Annotated in this window: 8 protein-coding genes; 6 read left to right on the forward strand and 2 right to left on the reverse strand. The window is 65.6% G+C overall.

Going from position 1 to position 14899, the window contains the following annotated elements; all coding sequences use genetic code 11:
• Positions 1 to 74 precede the first annotated feature (74 nt).
• Entirely contained in the window at positions 75 to 2960 is a 2886-nt protein-coding gene (locus ABGT73_RS13770; RefSeq protein WP_346670214.1) for a YhgE/Pip domain-containing protein, read from the forward strand.
• Between the two features lie 194 nt (positions 2961 to 3154).
• On the forward strand, positions 3155 to 4936 hold the full coding sequence (locus ABGT73_RS13775; protein ID WP_346670215.1) for a S41 family peptidase: 1782 nt from the start codon (positions 3155 to 3157) through the stop codon (positions 4934 to 4936).
• A 47-nt stretch (positions 4937 to 4983) separates the two neighbouring features.
• On the opposite strand, the gene ABGT73_RS13780 is transcribed toward ABGT73_RS13775, so the two are convergent.
• Both ABGT73_RS13780 and ABGT73_RS13785 read right to left on the reverse strand, forming a co-directional pair.
• On the reverse strand, positions 4984 to 6345 hold the full coding sequence (locus ABGT73_RS13780; RefSeq protein WP_346670216.1) for an ATP-binding protein: 1362 nt from the start codon (positions 6343 to 6345) through the stop codon (positions 4984 to 4986).
• A gap of 10 nt (positions 6346 to 6355) precedes the next feature.
• Positions 6356 to 7060 (reverse strand): LytTR family DNA-binding domain-containing protein, encoded by a 705-nt coding sequence (locus tag ABGT73_RS13785; RefSeq protein ID WP_346670217.1) that lies wholly within the window; start codon positions 7058 to 7060, stop codon positions 6356 to 6358.
• Between the two features lie 403 nt (positions 7061 to 7463).
• Here ABGT73_RS13785 and ABGT73_RS13790 point away from each other — a divergent pair, with 403 nt between their 5' ends.
• From ABGT73_RS13790 to ABGT73_RS13805, 4 genes are all read left to right on the forward strand, one after another.
• Positions 7464 to 10469 (forward strand): glycoside hydrolase family 3 C-terminal domain-containing protein, encoded by a 3006-nt coding sequence (locus tag ABGT73_RS13790; RefSeq protein WP_346670218.1) that lies wholly within the window; start codon positions 7464 to 7466, stop codon positions 10467 to 10469.
• Positions 10470 to 10481: 12 nt separating this feature from the next.
• Positions 10482 to 10880, forward strand: coding sequence for a hypothetical protein (locus tag ABGT73_RS13795; RefSeq protein WP_346670219.1), 399 nt, complete (start codon positions 10482 to 10484; stop codon positions 10878 to 10880).
• A 92-nt stretch (positions 10881 to 10972) separates the two neighbouring features.
• The gene (locus ABGT73_RS13800; RefSeq protein WP_346670220.1) at positions 10973 to 13354 is read left to right on the forward strand and encodes a glycoside hydrolase family 2 TIM barrel-domain containing protein; all 2382 of its coding nucleotides are present in this window, start codon (positions 10973 to 10975) and stop codon (positions 13352 to 13354) included.
• Between the two features lie 38 nt (positions 13355 to 13392).
• Complete coding sequence (locus ABGT73_RS13805) at positions 13393 to 14865, forward strand: MFS transporter (protein WP_346670221.1); 1473 nt, start codon at positions 13393 to 13395, stop codon at positions 14863 to 14865.
• Positions 14866 to 14899 lie beyond the last annotated feature (34 nt).

The raw sequence follows: 14899 nt of genomic DNA on the forward strand, positions 1-14899 counted from the left end.
ATATGGCGACGAATAAACAACGCCGTGTCTTGCTTTTTGCCCGGATAGAGGAAAGGAAGCGAGTTTTTCGTTCTATGCTGAAAAATGAATGGAAAAAGCTGCTGAGCAACCGGCTGATGCTGGTGGTGGTGCTGGCCGTCATCGCCATCCCCACCATCTACACCACCCTGTTTCTCGGTTCCATGTGGGACCCCTACGGCAGCGTGGAAAATCTGCCGGTGGCGCTGGTCAATGAGGACCGGCCGGTGGAATACGAGGGCAAAACACTGGACGTGGGCGGCCAGCTGGTGGAAAACCTGCAGCGGGATGCCTCCCTGGACTTCCGCCTCACCGATGCCGGCGAGGCGGCCCGGGGCCTGGCGGAGGGCCGCTATTATATGGTGATCACCATTCCGCAGGATTTTTCCGCCAATGCGGCCACCCTCACCGACGCCCAGCCCCATAAGATGGAGCTGGCCTACGAAACCAACCCGGGCACCAACTACATCGCCTCCAAATTGAGCGAGACCGCCATGAAGGAGATCCAGGCGGGGGTCCGGGAAGAGGTGACCAGGACCTACGCCGAAACCATGTTCGACCAGATCACCCGGGTGGGGGACGGCATGGCGGAGGCCGCGGACGGCGCGGGGGAGCTCCGGGACGGCACCCGGCAGCTGGCCGACGGCAACGATACCATCCGGGAAAACCTGGAACTGCTGGCGGACAGCACGCTGACCTTCCGCAGCGGCAGCGAGACCCTCACCCAGGGGCTGGCCCAGTACACCCAGGGGGTGCAGCAGCTGTGGGACGGCGCCCAAAAGCTGGATGACGGTGCCGCCCAGCTGAAGGACGGCGTGGATCAGATGCAGAACTCGGCGCCGGAACTGACCCAGGGCGTCAGCGCCCTGAAGGACGGCGCGGACCGGCTGGCCCAGGGAGCCGCCGACGCCAGGACCGGCAGCGATACGCTGGCCGGCGGCGCGGCCCAGGTGGATGACCGGATGAAGACCCTGAACGAAGGGCTGGCCCAGCTGCAAAGCCAGACCGAGACGCTGCCGGAATCGGCCGCCGCGCTGGATGACGGCGCGGCCCGGGCGCTGGACGGCGCGGAACAGCTGCAGCAGGGGGCCGGCAGCCTGACGGCGGGGGCCCAGAAGGCCCAGGCGGGGGCGGATGCCCTGAATCAGGGGCTGCAGACGCTGAACGGACAGTCGGAGGCCCTGAACCAGGGCGCCGCCGGCCTGAAAAACGGGCTGGATTCCCTGGCCGCGGCGGTGGCAGGGTCCGGCGGCACAGGGGACGGCCTGCAGGCGCTGGCCGGGCAGCTGAATGAAACTGCCCAGGCAGTTCAGGCCGGGGCAGTCACGCCCCAGGACCCCGCCGCCCTGGCGCAGACCATCGCGGACAACACCGCAGCCGCCCAAAGCGGGGACCCGGATGCCCTGAACGCCCTGATCGCGGCAGCCGACGAGCTGGCGACGGCAGCGCAGCAGAATTATCAGGCGGCGCAGGCCGCCGACAACGCCCGCCAGCAGGCCGCAAATGCGCTGTCCGGTGCGGCGGAAGCCCTGGGCAGTGCATCCGGGGACACGGGAACCGGAGAGCTGAGTGCCGCGGTGACCCAGCTGCAGCAGGGGGCGGCCCAGCTGCAAACGGGGCTGACCGCCTACACCGCCGGTGTGGGCCAGGCCGCCGCGGGAAGTGCGGCGCTGGCCGATCCCGCCAGCGGTCTGCCCGCCCTGCAGGCGGGGGCCCAGCAGCTTTCGGCGGGGACGGATTCCCTGGTGACCGGCCTCACCCAGCTGGAAGACGGCACCGCCCGGCTGGCCCAGCAGGCCCCGCTGCTCACCGGCGGCATCGCCCAGGCGGCCAGCGGCGGCGCGGCTTTGCAGCAGCAGGGCACGGCGGTGCTGCGCCAGGGTGCCGACCAGCTCAACGGCGGTCTGGCGGCGCTGGTGACCGGCAGCGGCGACCTGCAGAACGGCATGAACAGCCTGAACGGCAAACTGCCCGCCCTGACCGACGGCATCAGCCGTCTGCAGCAGGGCACCGGCGACCTGAAGAACGGCACGGCCCGGCTGGCGGAGGGCGCCGCAGCGCTGACCCGGAACAGCCCGGCGCTGAACGAGGGTGCCGCGGCGCTGACCGGCGGCGCCGACCAGATCCAGGACGGTGCCCGGCAGCTGGCGGACGGCAGCGGCGAACTGGCGGAGGGCATCCAACAGCTGACCGACGGTGCCGGCACCCTGCAGGACAGCCTGGCGGACGGCGCGGCGGAGATCCGCGGCACCAACACCGGCGACGCGGCGGCCGAGATGTTCGCCGCCCCGGTGACCACCACCGAATCCCAGCTGACCCGGGTGCCCAACAACGGCCACGGCATGGCCCCCTACATGATGTCGGTGGCCCTGTGGGTGGGCTGCATCGCCTTCAGCCTGATGTATCCCCTGACCGAGTACGCGGGCAAACTGAAGAGCGGCTTCGCCTGGTGGCTGAGCAAGGCCTCGGTGCTGTATACCATCGCGGTGGCCCAGGCGCTGGTGATGGTGGGGGCGCTGCACGCCATCAACGGGTTCGACCCGGCCCGGATGGGCCAGACCCTGCTGGTGGCCTGCGTGGCCTCGGTGACCTTCATGTCGGTGATGTACTTCTTCACCAACCTGCTGGGCAAGGCGGGCAGCTTCCTGATGCTGGTCTTTATGGTGATCCAGCTGGCCGGGTCGGTGGGGACCTATCCGCTGGAACTGTCCGGCTCCTTCGTGAAGTATCTCCATGACTGGGTGCCCTTCACCTACACCGTCACCGCCTTCCGCCGTGCCATCTGCGGCGGCGAGAGCGTGCGGGGCTGCCTTGTCTACCTGGCCGTCTGGCTGGTGGTCTTTACCCTGCTGACCATTGTGGTGTTCACGGTGCGGGCACGGCGCATCCGGGCGGAAAAGCCCACCCTGATGGTCTGGCTGGAGGCACACCGGCTGGCCTGAACCCTTTGTTTTCCTTTGTCCCGTTCCATGGAGCCCCATGGAGCGGGACTTTTTTCGGCCCGGAAACTTGCATAAGAAATGCCCGGCAATATCGTGCAGACTGTTCCTTGACCCATGGGGGAAAAGCGTCTACACTGAAACCAGGAAAGAATGGCCGGGCGGGGAACTGCCGCCCGCAGACAAGGAGGAAACCCATGAAACAGGCCGTCCGACGCTATCTCTGGCTGATCCTCTGCGGGGCGGTGCTGGCTGTCTGTGCCGCGGTGCTGGTGGTGCTGCGGGGCGACCCCGACACGGGCGCCCTGCCCCGGGACCGGGACACCGAATTTGCCCATGGTTCGGGCATCGTGCTGGAGGACGCCACCGCCCTGCAGCGGGATTCCCTTTACAAGCTGGCCAAGGTGTGGGGGTATGTGAAATACCGCCACCCCTCGGTCATCGGCGGGCAGGTGAACTGGGACGCCGAGCTGTTCCGGGTGATGCCCCGGGTCTTGCAGGCGGCGGATGAGGAGGCCGTCAACGCCGTGCTGGCGGACTGGCTGAAGCAGTTCCCCTTCACCCCGGCCACCGCCGAGGAGGCCCTGCCCGAACTGGAGATGCTGGACACCGCCCCCGGCACCCAAAACCCAATGGACTGGATCTCCCACCGGGCATTTCTCGGCGAAGAACTGTGCGGGTATCTGGAAGACCTCTCCCGCACCCATGTGTCGGACTGGACCTGCGGCTATGCCTCCCGGGGGGAGGGCGTGGTGGACTTTTCCCACGAAGACCCCCGGCCGGATTTTGACGGCACCGACGCGGGGGTGCGGCTGCTGGGAGCCTTCCGGTTCTGGAATGCCTTCGCCTGGTTTTCCCCCAACGTGGACATCACCCGGACGGACTGGGACGACGCTTTGCGCGGCGCCATCGACGATATGGTGGCGGCCAAGGACCGTACCGGCTACGAGCGGGCGCTGGCGCGGCTCACCGCCCAAACCGGCGACGGCCATGTGATGCTGGAAACCCCCGACATGGGCCTTTTGCGGTATTACGGCCGCTACTGGCTGCCCTGCACCTTCCTGTCCATTGACGGGGAGGTGGTGGTGAAAGCGGTGCCGGACGACTGCACCGCCCTGCGCCCCGGCGACGTGCTGCTGGCGGTGGACGGCATGACGATGGCCGACCGCATCGCCGAGCTCAGCGAATACTTCCCGCTGCCCGAACCGGACAAGTTCGTCAACGTGCTGGCCTATCCCCTCATGAGCGCGGCGGGAAAGACTTCCCGGGTGACTTTGCGCCGGGACGGCACCGAACAGACGGTGGAGGTGGCCAACCGCACCGAGGTGTACGGCGGCCCCGCCCGCCCCGGCAGCGGCCTGATGGAGGACGGGCGCATCGGCTACATCGCCCCCGGCACCCTGAAGGAGGGGGAGCTGCAAGCGCTGATGACCGACTTCGCCGGCACCGACGGCCTGGTGGTGGATCTGCGGCAGTATCCCGCGGTGGACCTGCGGTTTTTGCTGCCCGAATATCTGAATCCCGCCCCCACCGAATTTACCATTCTGGAACTGCCCAGCCTGGCCGACCCGGGGCGGTTCTTCCAGATCCCCTACAGCAGCGGCGCCGGGACGATGGCCGCGCTGGGACTGGCCGACGGGACCGCCGCCTTCCCGCTGTACACCGGGCAGGTGGTGGTGCTCATGGACGAGACCAGCCAGAGCCAGGCGGAGTACACCATCATGTCGGTGCGGCAGGCCCCCGGCGCGGTGGTGGTGGGCAGCCCCTCGGTGGGGGCGGACGGCAACGCCGTCTATATCAAACTGCCCGGCGGATGCCGCACCCGGTTCACCGCCCTGGGGGTGCTGACCCCCGAGGGCGGGCAGACCCAGCGGGTGGGACTGCAGCCCGATGTGCTGTGCACCCCCACCGTGGCGGGCATCGCCGCGGGCCGGGACGAACTGCTGGAAAAGGCGGTGGAACTCATCGAAGCCGGCTGACCCCGGCTCCACAAATTTTCCTGGAAACGCCAGCAGGCGGAGGACTTTCAGTCTTCCGCCTGCTGTTTTTTCTCTTTGTCCGCGCTCTCGGGAATGGGCATGACGATGTCGATCTGGAACAGCTGCGCCTCGGTGGAAATTTCCAGGTTGCCGCCGTACTTCTCCACAATGCGCCGGATGCTCCGCATGCCGTAGCCGTGGTCCCCCCTGTTGTGCCGCTTGGTGGTCACCGGCAGGCCGTCCCGCATCTCCAGCGTGCCCTCAAAGTGGTTCTCCACATGGATGACCAGCATGCGGTTGGTGCTTTTCACCGACAGATGGATGAACCGCATGGCCGGGGGCAGCCCCATCTCGCACTCGATGGCGTTGTCCAGCATGTTGCCGAAGAGGGAATAGATGTCCATGATCTCCATGAACCGCATCTTCGCCCCGTCGGCGATGCAGGTGAACTGGATGTTGTGGGTGGCACAGTGCAGCCGCTTGTCGGTGAGCACCACGTCCAGCGTCTCGTTGCCGGTGCGCACCGCGCTGTTGTACAGGTTCACCGACTCCTCCAGGCTGTCCAGGTAGGCCGGGTCCACCTGGCCGGTCTCCCGCAGATGGCGGATCTGGTGCTTCAGGTCGTGACATTTGATGTTCAGCGCGTCGATGTTCTCCTTGGTCAGCCGGTACTGCCGCTGCTCCTCCGCCCACAGCGTCTGGATGGTGTTCAGCTCGGCCCGCTCCTTGGCCGCCGTCAGCGTCTGCACCTGCATCATCAGCATGAACAGATAGAAGACGATCTCCCCCAGGTTCAGCAGATTGTAGGAAAACAGGTTGTAGTGGGCGATCTCGGCGCTCTCGAAGTAGAAGATGGGGGTCAGGATGCAGACCAGCGTGAAGAGCAGCAGCGAGTTCTGCATGGGGATCTGCCCGCCGGAAAACCGGTGCATCTGCCGCTCCACCGTCAGGTGGATGAACAGGTAGACCAGCACAAAACTGCCCACGTAGAGCAGGATGTGGGGGATGGTGCCCTCCACAAAATAGGGGGCCAGCCGGGGATTCAGCCGGGCCAGCGACGCCGTCACCAGGAAGAGCCGGTCGGTGATGTACCAGGTCATGAACCCCGAGCCGAAATAGAACAGCATGTTCCAGATGCTCTCCTCATAGCAGAACATCAGCCCCGCCAGCATGACCACCAGCATGATGCCGGAAAACAGCGCCTCCAGCGGCAGGCTGCCGCCGTAGGTGTAGGCGAACACCAGGCAGAGCAGCCGCAGCACCACCAGCGACCCCGCCGCCCGCAGCCAGAAACGGGGCCGGGGCTTGCAGTGGCGGGCAAAGAGCAGGGTGCCCGCCAGAAACCCCAGCAGAATATCAAAAAATTTGAAGTGCACCAGCATGGCGTGCACAAAGGCCGGTGAAATCACGTCGAATGCCTCACTTCCGGCTGAAATAACTGGTGACGGCGCTGTAGAAGGCCTTGCGCCGCCGCTGGCTGATGGGCAGCCGGGTGCCCGCCACCAGCACGTCGCTGCCCTCCACCGAATCCACAAACCGCAGATTCACCAGGTGGGAGGTGCTGCACCGGGCAAAGTCGTAGGGGGCCAGCTGGGCCTCCACGTCGGACATCTTGCCCCAGGCGGTGAGATTCTCCCCCACGGTGTGGTAGATCAGCAGATGGTCCCGGATCTCCACATAGTACAGCTGGGTCACGTTGAGCCGGGTGATGCCCCCCGAGGTCTGGATGACCACCTCCCGGGGCTGGCGCGCCGCAATGCTGCGCAGCGCCCGCCGCAGCATGGAGGCAAAACGGTAGTAGTTGATGGGCTTGACCACAAAGTCAAAGGCGCCCACCGAGTACCCGCTCACCGCGTACTTTTCCAGGTTGGTCACAAAGATCAGCGTCACCAGGGAATCCTGGCGGCGGATCTGCCGGGCCAGCTCCATGCCGGTCATGGTGGGCAGGTCGATGTCCAGGAAGATCAGGTCGAATGCCGAGGGGCTGTTCTGCAGAAACACCGCCGGATCGGAAAAACTGCGGATGGAAAACAGCTCCTGCTGTTCCTGGGCGTACCGCTGCAGGCTCTGCTCCAGCGAGGCCTCGTCCCCGGCGTCATCCTCCAGGATCGCGATGTTGACCATGGCCTGTTCCTCCTTTCCCGCTGTGTACCTTTCTGTTATAAATTGTACCATGCGCCGCCCGCCCGGGCAAGGGGCACTTTTCGGACTGCATCGGTATATTGCCCTATAAACCAAAAACAAATTTGTGCACATTCACATAAAGTTCCGGACGCGGGACAAAACAATCTGTGGAAAATCATCACTTACGAAAAAAATACCCTCGTTTACGAAATGGACCCGCCGCGCCGGAAAGAGCATGCTATACTGGTATCAACAAAGGCCGCAGCTTCCCTCTGCTCCCGGAAAGCGGCGGCCGGAAGGTCCGGGGCAAGGCGCCGTCCCGGCCATCGGTCCCCAGGGCGGCAAGCCCGCCCCGCGGACCCCGAAAAGAAGGAGAATGACACAAGATGGAGGCAAAAGGATCATGAGAAAAAGCAACGTCCTGCGGGGCCTGACATCGGTGACGGCCGCTGTTCTGGCCTTCGCCGTGGTCATGACGAACACCGCCATGGGATATGCATCCATGCTGAACACCAGCCTGGGCACCGCCACCGGCAAGTTCGTGGACAAGAGCGGCGAGGAGCCCCCCGTATACTACGCCAGCGACTACGGCGATGTGAACAACCTCACCCAGGAGGACCTGGAAAAGCTGCAGGCCGATGAGGAAGCGTTCATCGAGGAAGAGATGGAAGAGGGCGCCGTGCTGCTGCGCAACCAGGAAAACACCCTGCCCCTGGCGGAAGACGAGCGCAACATCACGCTGTTCGGCTACACCTCGGCCCATCCGCTCTACAAGAACAGCTCGGGCGGCGGCAACAACGACCCCACCCGTCAGGTGAGCCTCTACGACGCCCTGAAGGAAAAGGGCTTCAACATCAACGATACCCTCTACAACGCCTATCTGCCCGAGGACCCCAGCTTCGCCAACGTGGGCAGCATCGGCGGCCCGTCTGTGGCCGAGAAGCCCATCGACTTCTACACCGATGATCTGAAGAGCAGCTTCGCCGACTACAGCGATGTGGCCGTGGTGGTGCTGGCCCGGTACGGCGGCGAGAACACCGACGTGAGCACCCAGGACGCCGAGGGCATCAGCGGCCTGGCCCTGCACAAGAACGAAGCGGATATGCTTAAGATGATCAAGGATTCCGGCCAGTTCGACAAGATCGTGCTGCTGCTCAACAGCGCCTATCCCATCGAGCTGAACTTCCTGGATGAGTACGGCATCGACGCCGTGCTGTGGATCGGCACCCCCGGCCTGGTGGGCTACCGCGGCGTGGCGGACCTGCTCACCGGCGCGGCCAACCCCTCCGGCCGTCTGGTGGACACCTTTGCCGCCAACTCCCTGTCCGCCGCCGCCACCCAGAACATGGGCAACTACGAGTACGCCAACCAGGACGAAGTCAAGGCGGGCGCCGTAGACAGCCAGATTTCCGCCGGCTTCCCCATCAACTACGTGGGCACCTACATGGTCTACCAGGAAGGCATCTACGTGGGCTACAAGTACTACGAGACCCGCTATGAGGACGCCGTCCTGGGCCAGGGCAACGCCACCGGCCAGGCAGGCACCTTCGCTTCCACCAACGGCTGGAACTACGCCGAGGAGGTGGCCTACCCCTTCGGCTACGGCATGAGCTACACCACCTTCTCCCAGAAGCTGGACAGCGTCACCGAGAGTGACGGCGTCATCACCGCCAACGTCACGGTGACCAACACCGGCTCGGTGCCCGGCAAGAGCGTGGTGGAGGTCTACGTCCAGACGCCCTACACCGACTACGACCGCCAGAACAAGGTGGAGAAATCCTCCATCCAGCTGGCCGGCTTCGACAAGACCGATCTGCTGGACCCCGGCGCTTCCCAGACGGTGACCGTCACCATCGACAAGTACCTGCTGGCCAGCTATGACTACACCAACGCCAAGGGCTACATCATGGACGCCGGCGACTACTACCTGGCCATCGGCGACAGCGCCCACGATGCGCTGAACAACGTCCTGGCCGCCAAGGGCGCCACCGGCATGTACGACCACGAGGGCAACCCCGCCGACGGCGATGCCACCAAGGTGTACCACTGGACCCAGGATGCCCTGGATACCGAGACCTACCGCAACTCCGCCCAGACCGGCGTGGAAGTCACCAACCAGTTTGACGACGCCGACCTGAACTACTGGATTCCCGATTCCGTCACCTACCTGACCCGGCAGGACTGGGAAGGCACCTTCCCCACCGCCCAGACCGGCGTGACCGCCACCGCCGATATGATCAAGCAGATCGACGGCCACCTCTATGAGACCCCGGCGGATGCCCCGTCGGTGAGCACCTTCACCCAGGGCGCCGACAACGGCCTGGCCCTGGCCGACATGCACGGCCTGGCCTACGACGACCCGAAGTGGAACGACTTCCTGGATCAGCTGACGCTGGACGACATGGCCACCATGATCGATGAGAACTGGGGCCAGCCCGCCAACGAGAACGCCATGAAGCCGGTCAACCGCAACCAGGACGGCCCCAACGGCGTGGCAGGCCCCTACTTCCCGGGCAGCTCCGCTGACGCGGGCGTGGCCGCCAACACCGGCATTGAGGGCAGCGGCACCGCCTATGTGGGCCAGATGGTCGCCGCCAGCCAGTGGAACAAGGACATGATCGCCAAGCGCGGCTACTTCATCGGCGAGGACGCCCTGTTCTGCGGCGTGCAGCAGCTGTGGTGCCCCGGCGTGGATACCCACCGCACCCCCTTCAGCGGCCGTAACTACGAGTACTATTCCGAGGACGCCACCCTGTCCTATCTGCTGGCCACCGAGCAGGTCAAGGCCATGCAGGCCAAGGGTCTGTCCGCAGCCATGAAACACTTTGCCCTGAACGATCAGGAAACCAACCGCAACGGCGTCTGCATCTTCAGCAACGAGCAGGCCATCCGTGAGATCTACCTCAAGGCCTTCGAGGGCGGCTTCACCAAGGGCGGCGCCACCAGCACCATGACCTCCTACAGCCGCGTCGGCCTGACCTACGTGGGCCACAACGCCGAGCTGCTGCGCAACGTGCTCCGCGGCGAGTGGGGCTTCACCGGCGCCACCATCTCGGACTGCGCCATGCATCCCTACCAGCACACGCTGGACGGCCTGGTGGGCGGCACCGACTTCTGGTGCATCGTGGGTGAAAAACTCCGCGCCCCCGAGCTGGAAGAATACATCGAGACCAACGACGACGGCTATCTGTACGGCCTGCTGCGGGAATCCCAGCACGGCTTCTACTACATGCTGGCCAACAGCGCGGTGATCAACGGCATGTCCGGCGATATGGTCTACCAGACCGTCATCCCCTGGTGGCAGATCGCCCTGTTCACCCTGGACGGGGTCCTGGCCGTGGCCACCGTGGCCCTGGCTGTCGCCTACGGCATGACCGCCCGCGGCAACAAAAAGCGCAACGAGCAATAAGAGGTGTGAAGCATGGAAAATAAAAAGAAAGCCATCGGATTTTATGTGGGTTCTGCCTCCGCGGCCGTGGCGCTGATCACCGGCGTCTTCATGCTGGTCTACACCAACGTGGTCAAGGATATCAACCTGCTGCCCCCCGTGCTGCTGCTGGTGGGCGTGGTCATCGCCGCCATCGGCCTGGTGAAGGATATCCCCGCCCTGGCCATCCTGCCCGCCGCCTGCTATATGGCGTCGTTGGCATTCTACCTGAGCTCCCAGCTCAACAACATCTCGGGCCGCCTCAGCGGCAACGGCATCGGCGTCACCAACACCACCCTGGGCATGCTCATCCTGTTCTGCGTGCTCATGGGGGTGGGCGCCCTGCTGGCCCTGGTCGCCAGCTTCATGAAGCAGTACAGCCAGGCCGCCTGACAGGCATACACAGATAAATCTGAACAAGGGGGAAAGACGGCCCGGAGGCATGATGTTGCCGGGCCGCTTTTCCCGTATAAAGGAGTAACTCTATGAAAGCCACACAGTTCAACGACCGGTGGACCTGCCGCCACCTGGAGGAAGACGGCCCCGGCACCCCGGTGACCCTGCCCCACGACGCCATGCTGGCCGAACCCCGCACTGCCGAGAGCGCCGGCGGCATCAACACCGGCTGGGTCGCCGGCCGGGACTACCTGTACGAGAAGACCTTCGGCTTCGACCCCGCCTGGCAGGACCGGACGCTGCTTTTGGAGTTCGAGGGCGTCTACCACAACGCCGAGGTGCTGCTCAACGGGGAGAAGCTGGCCTTCCGCCCCTACGGCTACACCAACTTTTATGTGGACCTCACCGGCAAGGTGGCGAAGGACCGCCCCAACACGCTGCAGGTCATCGCCCGCAACGCCGACCAGCCCAACAGCCGGTGGTATTCCGGCGCCGGCATCTACCGCCCCGTGACCCTCTGGACCGCCCCCGCGGCCCACATCCCGGTGAACGGCCTCAAGGTGGCCACCGCGGGCATCCAGCCCCCCACGGCCAAGGTGACGGTGGAGACCACCGCCCCCGGCCCCGTGCGGGTGGAGATCCTGGACGGCGACACCCTGCTGGCCGCCGTGGAAGGGGAGAGCGACGGCAAGGCGTCCTTCACGGTCCCCCTGCCCGAAGCGGGGCTGTGGAGCCCCGAATCTCCCCGGCTCTACACCTGCAGGGCCACCTTCGGCGAGGATGCGGCAAAGACCACCTTCGGCCTGCGCACCATCGCCTGGGGGGACGACGGCCTGCTGCTCAACGGTGAGCGCATCATCCTGCGGGGCGCCTGCGTCCACCACGACAACGGCATCCTGGGCGCCTGCGCCTTCCCCGAGGCCGAGGAACGCAAGGTGCGGCTGCTGCAGCAGGCGGGCTACAACGCCATCCGTTCCGCCCACAACCCCTGCTCCAAGGCGATGCTGGAGGTCTGCGACCGGCTGGGCATGCTGGTCATGGACGAGTACGCCGACATGTGGTACATCCACAAGACCGAGCATGACTACGCGGGTTATCTCATGGACTGGTGGGAGCAGGACCTGAAGGACCTGGTGGACAAGGACTACAACCATCCCTCGGTGATCCTCTACTCCACCGGCAACGAGGTGGCCGAGACCGCCCAGCCCAAGGGCATCGCCTTCACCGGCCAGATGACCGACTACCTCCACAGCCTGGACGATTCCCGCCCGGTGAGCTGCGGCGTCAACATCTTCTTCAACTTCTTAAGCTCCATGGGCTTCGGCGTCTACAGCGACGAAAAGGCCAAAAAGGAGGCCCGGAAGGCCGAACAGCAGGGGAAGAACGCCAGGAAGAAGGCGGTGGGCAGCGAATTCTTCAATAACCTGGCCGGTCTTTTGGGCGACGAGTTCATGAAGCGGGGCGCCACCCTGCCTCCCTGCGACTGGAAGACCCGGGACGCCTACGCCAACATGGACGTGGCGGGCTACAACTACGGCATCTACCGCTACCCCCACGACCTGAAAAAGTACCCCCACCGGCTCATCCTGGGCAGCGAGACCTTCTGCAAGGACGCCGCCCGGTTCTACGACCTGGCCCTGCGGGAGCCCCGCGTCATCGGCGACTTCGTCTGGGCGGGCATGGACTACCTGGGCGAGGTGGGCATCGGCGCCTGGGAATACGCCGACTACGCCCCCGAATTCTCCCACGGGCCGGGCTGGGTGTCGGCGGGCAGCGGCCGTCTGGACCTCATCGGCGCCCCCTGGGGCGAGATGCTCTACACCCGGGTGGCCTTCCGGCTGGAACCCGGCCCCCGTCTGGCCGTCTGGCCGGTGAACCACACCGGCGAAAAGCATTCTCCCTCGGCCTGGCGCATGTCCAACGCCCTGGAAAGCTGGAGCTGGGCCGGCTGTGAGGGCCGCCCGGCGGATGTGGAAGTCTACGGCCGGGGCGCCGAGGCGGAACTGCTGCTCAACGGCAAACCGGCAGGGCGGGCCAGGCTCAAAAACTGCGTGGCCCGGTTCCGGGTGACCTACCAGCCCGGCACGCTGGAGGCGGTGCTCTACGACGAGGCCGGCAAGGAGACCGGCCGCAGCGCCCTGCACACCGCCGGGGAGACCCAGCTCCAGGCCCTGCCCGAGGCGACCGCCGCCGAAGCCGGAAACCTCGTCTTCGTGCGGCTGCAGTACGCCGACAACGCCGGCACCGTCAAGCCGCTGGAGCGGGGCAAGCTGCAGGCGCAGGTCACCGGCGGCACGCTGGTGGGCCTGGGCAGCGGTTGCCCCTACAACACCACCGGCTTCCTCACCGATACCACCGATACCTACTACGGTCGCGCCCTGGCCGCCGTCCGGGCGGACGGTTCCGGCCCGGTGACCCTCACCGTCACCGACGGCCGCCTCACCGCCACCGCCCGGGTGGAACTGGCCTGACCGCCCCCACCAACCCCCCAGGAAAGGAAGGATTTTCCGTGTCCAAATCCCGGAACAGCTTCTGGAACAGTCCGCTGGCCGCCTCCCTCGTGAAAAGCCAGGAGGTCCGCCTGCCCGAGATGCTCTTCGGCTACTTCATCGGCCCCTTCGGCGCCCTGCTGGCCTCCGGCATCTACACCAGCATCCTGCAGAACTACTTCACCGATGTGCTCAGGCTGGACCTGAGCTTCCTCACCGGCCTGCAGCTGTTTTCCACCATCCTCATCGTGGCGGCCAACCTCATCGTGGGCCAGCTCATCGAGCGCACCCGGTGCCTCGCCGGCAAGGCCCGCCCCTGGGTGCTGCTGTCGGCGCTGACTTTGTCGGTGGCGTCGGTGCTCATGTTCATCGTCCCCTTTGAGGGCGCTGCCAAGATGGTCTGGATCGCCGTGGCCTATAACCTCTTCTACGCCGTGGCCTACCCCATCTACAATACCGCCAACTCCACCCTCATCCCGGTGTCCACCCGCAATTCCCAGCAGCGCAGCGCCCTGGCCTCCTTCACCAATGTGGCGGGTCTTGGCGTCATGGGCGTGGGCTCCATGATCTTCCCGCTGCTGGTCTCCTTCGCCCTCAAAGAGGACCAGGGCCGGTGGTTCCTGGCCATGCTGGTGGTGGCCATCTTCACGGCCCTCACGGTGCTGCTCCAGTACAAGTTCACCCGGGAGCGCGTCACCGAGGAACAACTGCGCACCGGCGCCTCCGATGACCAGCGCCCCGCCGCCCCGCCCCTGGGCGAGCAGCTCAAGGCCGTCACCAGCGAACCCTGGTGGTGGCTGGTGCTGCTGTTCTACCTGGCCTTCCAGTGGGCCGGCGCCATGAAGAACGGCTCCATGGCCTACTTCTGCAAATGGGTCATGGACAACACCTTCTTCGGCTCCGCCGACGCCTGGGGCGCCTCCCAGTCGCTGCTGGCCGTGCTGGGTGCCATCCCCATGGCGGTGGCCGCCCTCTTCGTGGTGCCGCTGGCCAACCGGTTCTCCAAGCGCACCGTCTGCCTGGTGGGCATGCTGGTGGGCGCCGCGGGCGGCGTCATCGCGGGCTTCGGCAACGGCGAGATCGTGCCGGTGGCCGTGGGCGTGGCCCTCAAGTGCTTCGGCTCCGCCCCCGCCTGCTACCTCATCCTGGCCATGCTGGCTGATGTCATCGACCACATCGAGTTCCGCCGCGGCATCCGCACCGACGGCCTGACCATGTCCATCTACAGCTCCATCATGGTGGCCGGAACGCCCATCTGCAACGCCATCTTCTCCGGCGTGCTGGGCGCCGTGGGCTACGACCAGGCCGCCGACGTGGCCCTGGGCACCGCGGCCCAGTCCGCCGCCGTCCAGAGCGCCATCACGGTGAACTACATCTGGGTGGAGACCATCGCCTACCTGGTCTGCGCCGTGCTGGTGCTGTTCTGGACCGTGGAAAAGAACCTGCCCGCCGAACAGGCGGAGATCGCCAAACGCAAAGAAGCCAACGGCTGAACCTTTCCGGCCCCGCACCCCCGGTGCGGGGCCT

Source organism: uncultured Subdoligranulum sp. (genome assembly GCF_963931595.1).
Lineage (GTDB): Bacteria > Bacillota > Clostridia > Oscillospirales > Ruminococcaceae > Gemmiger.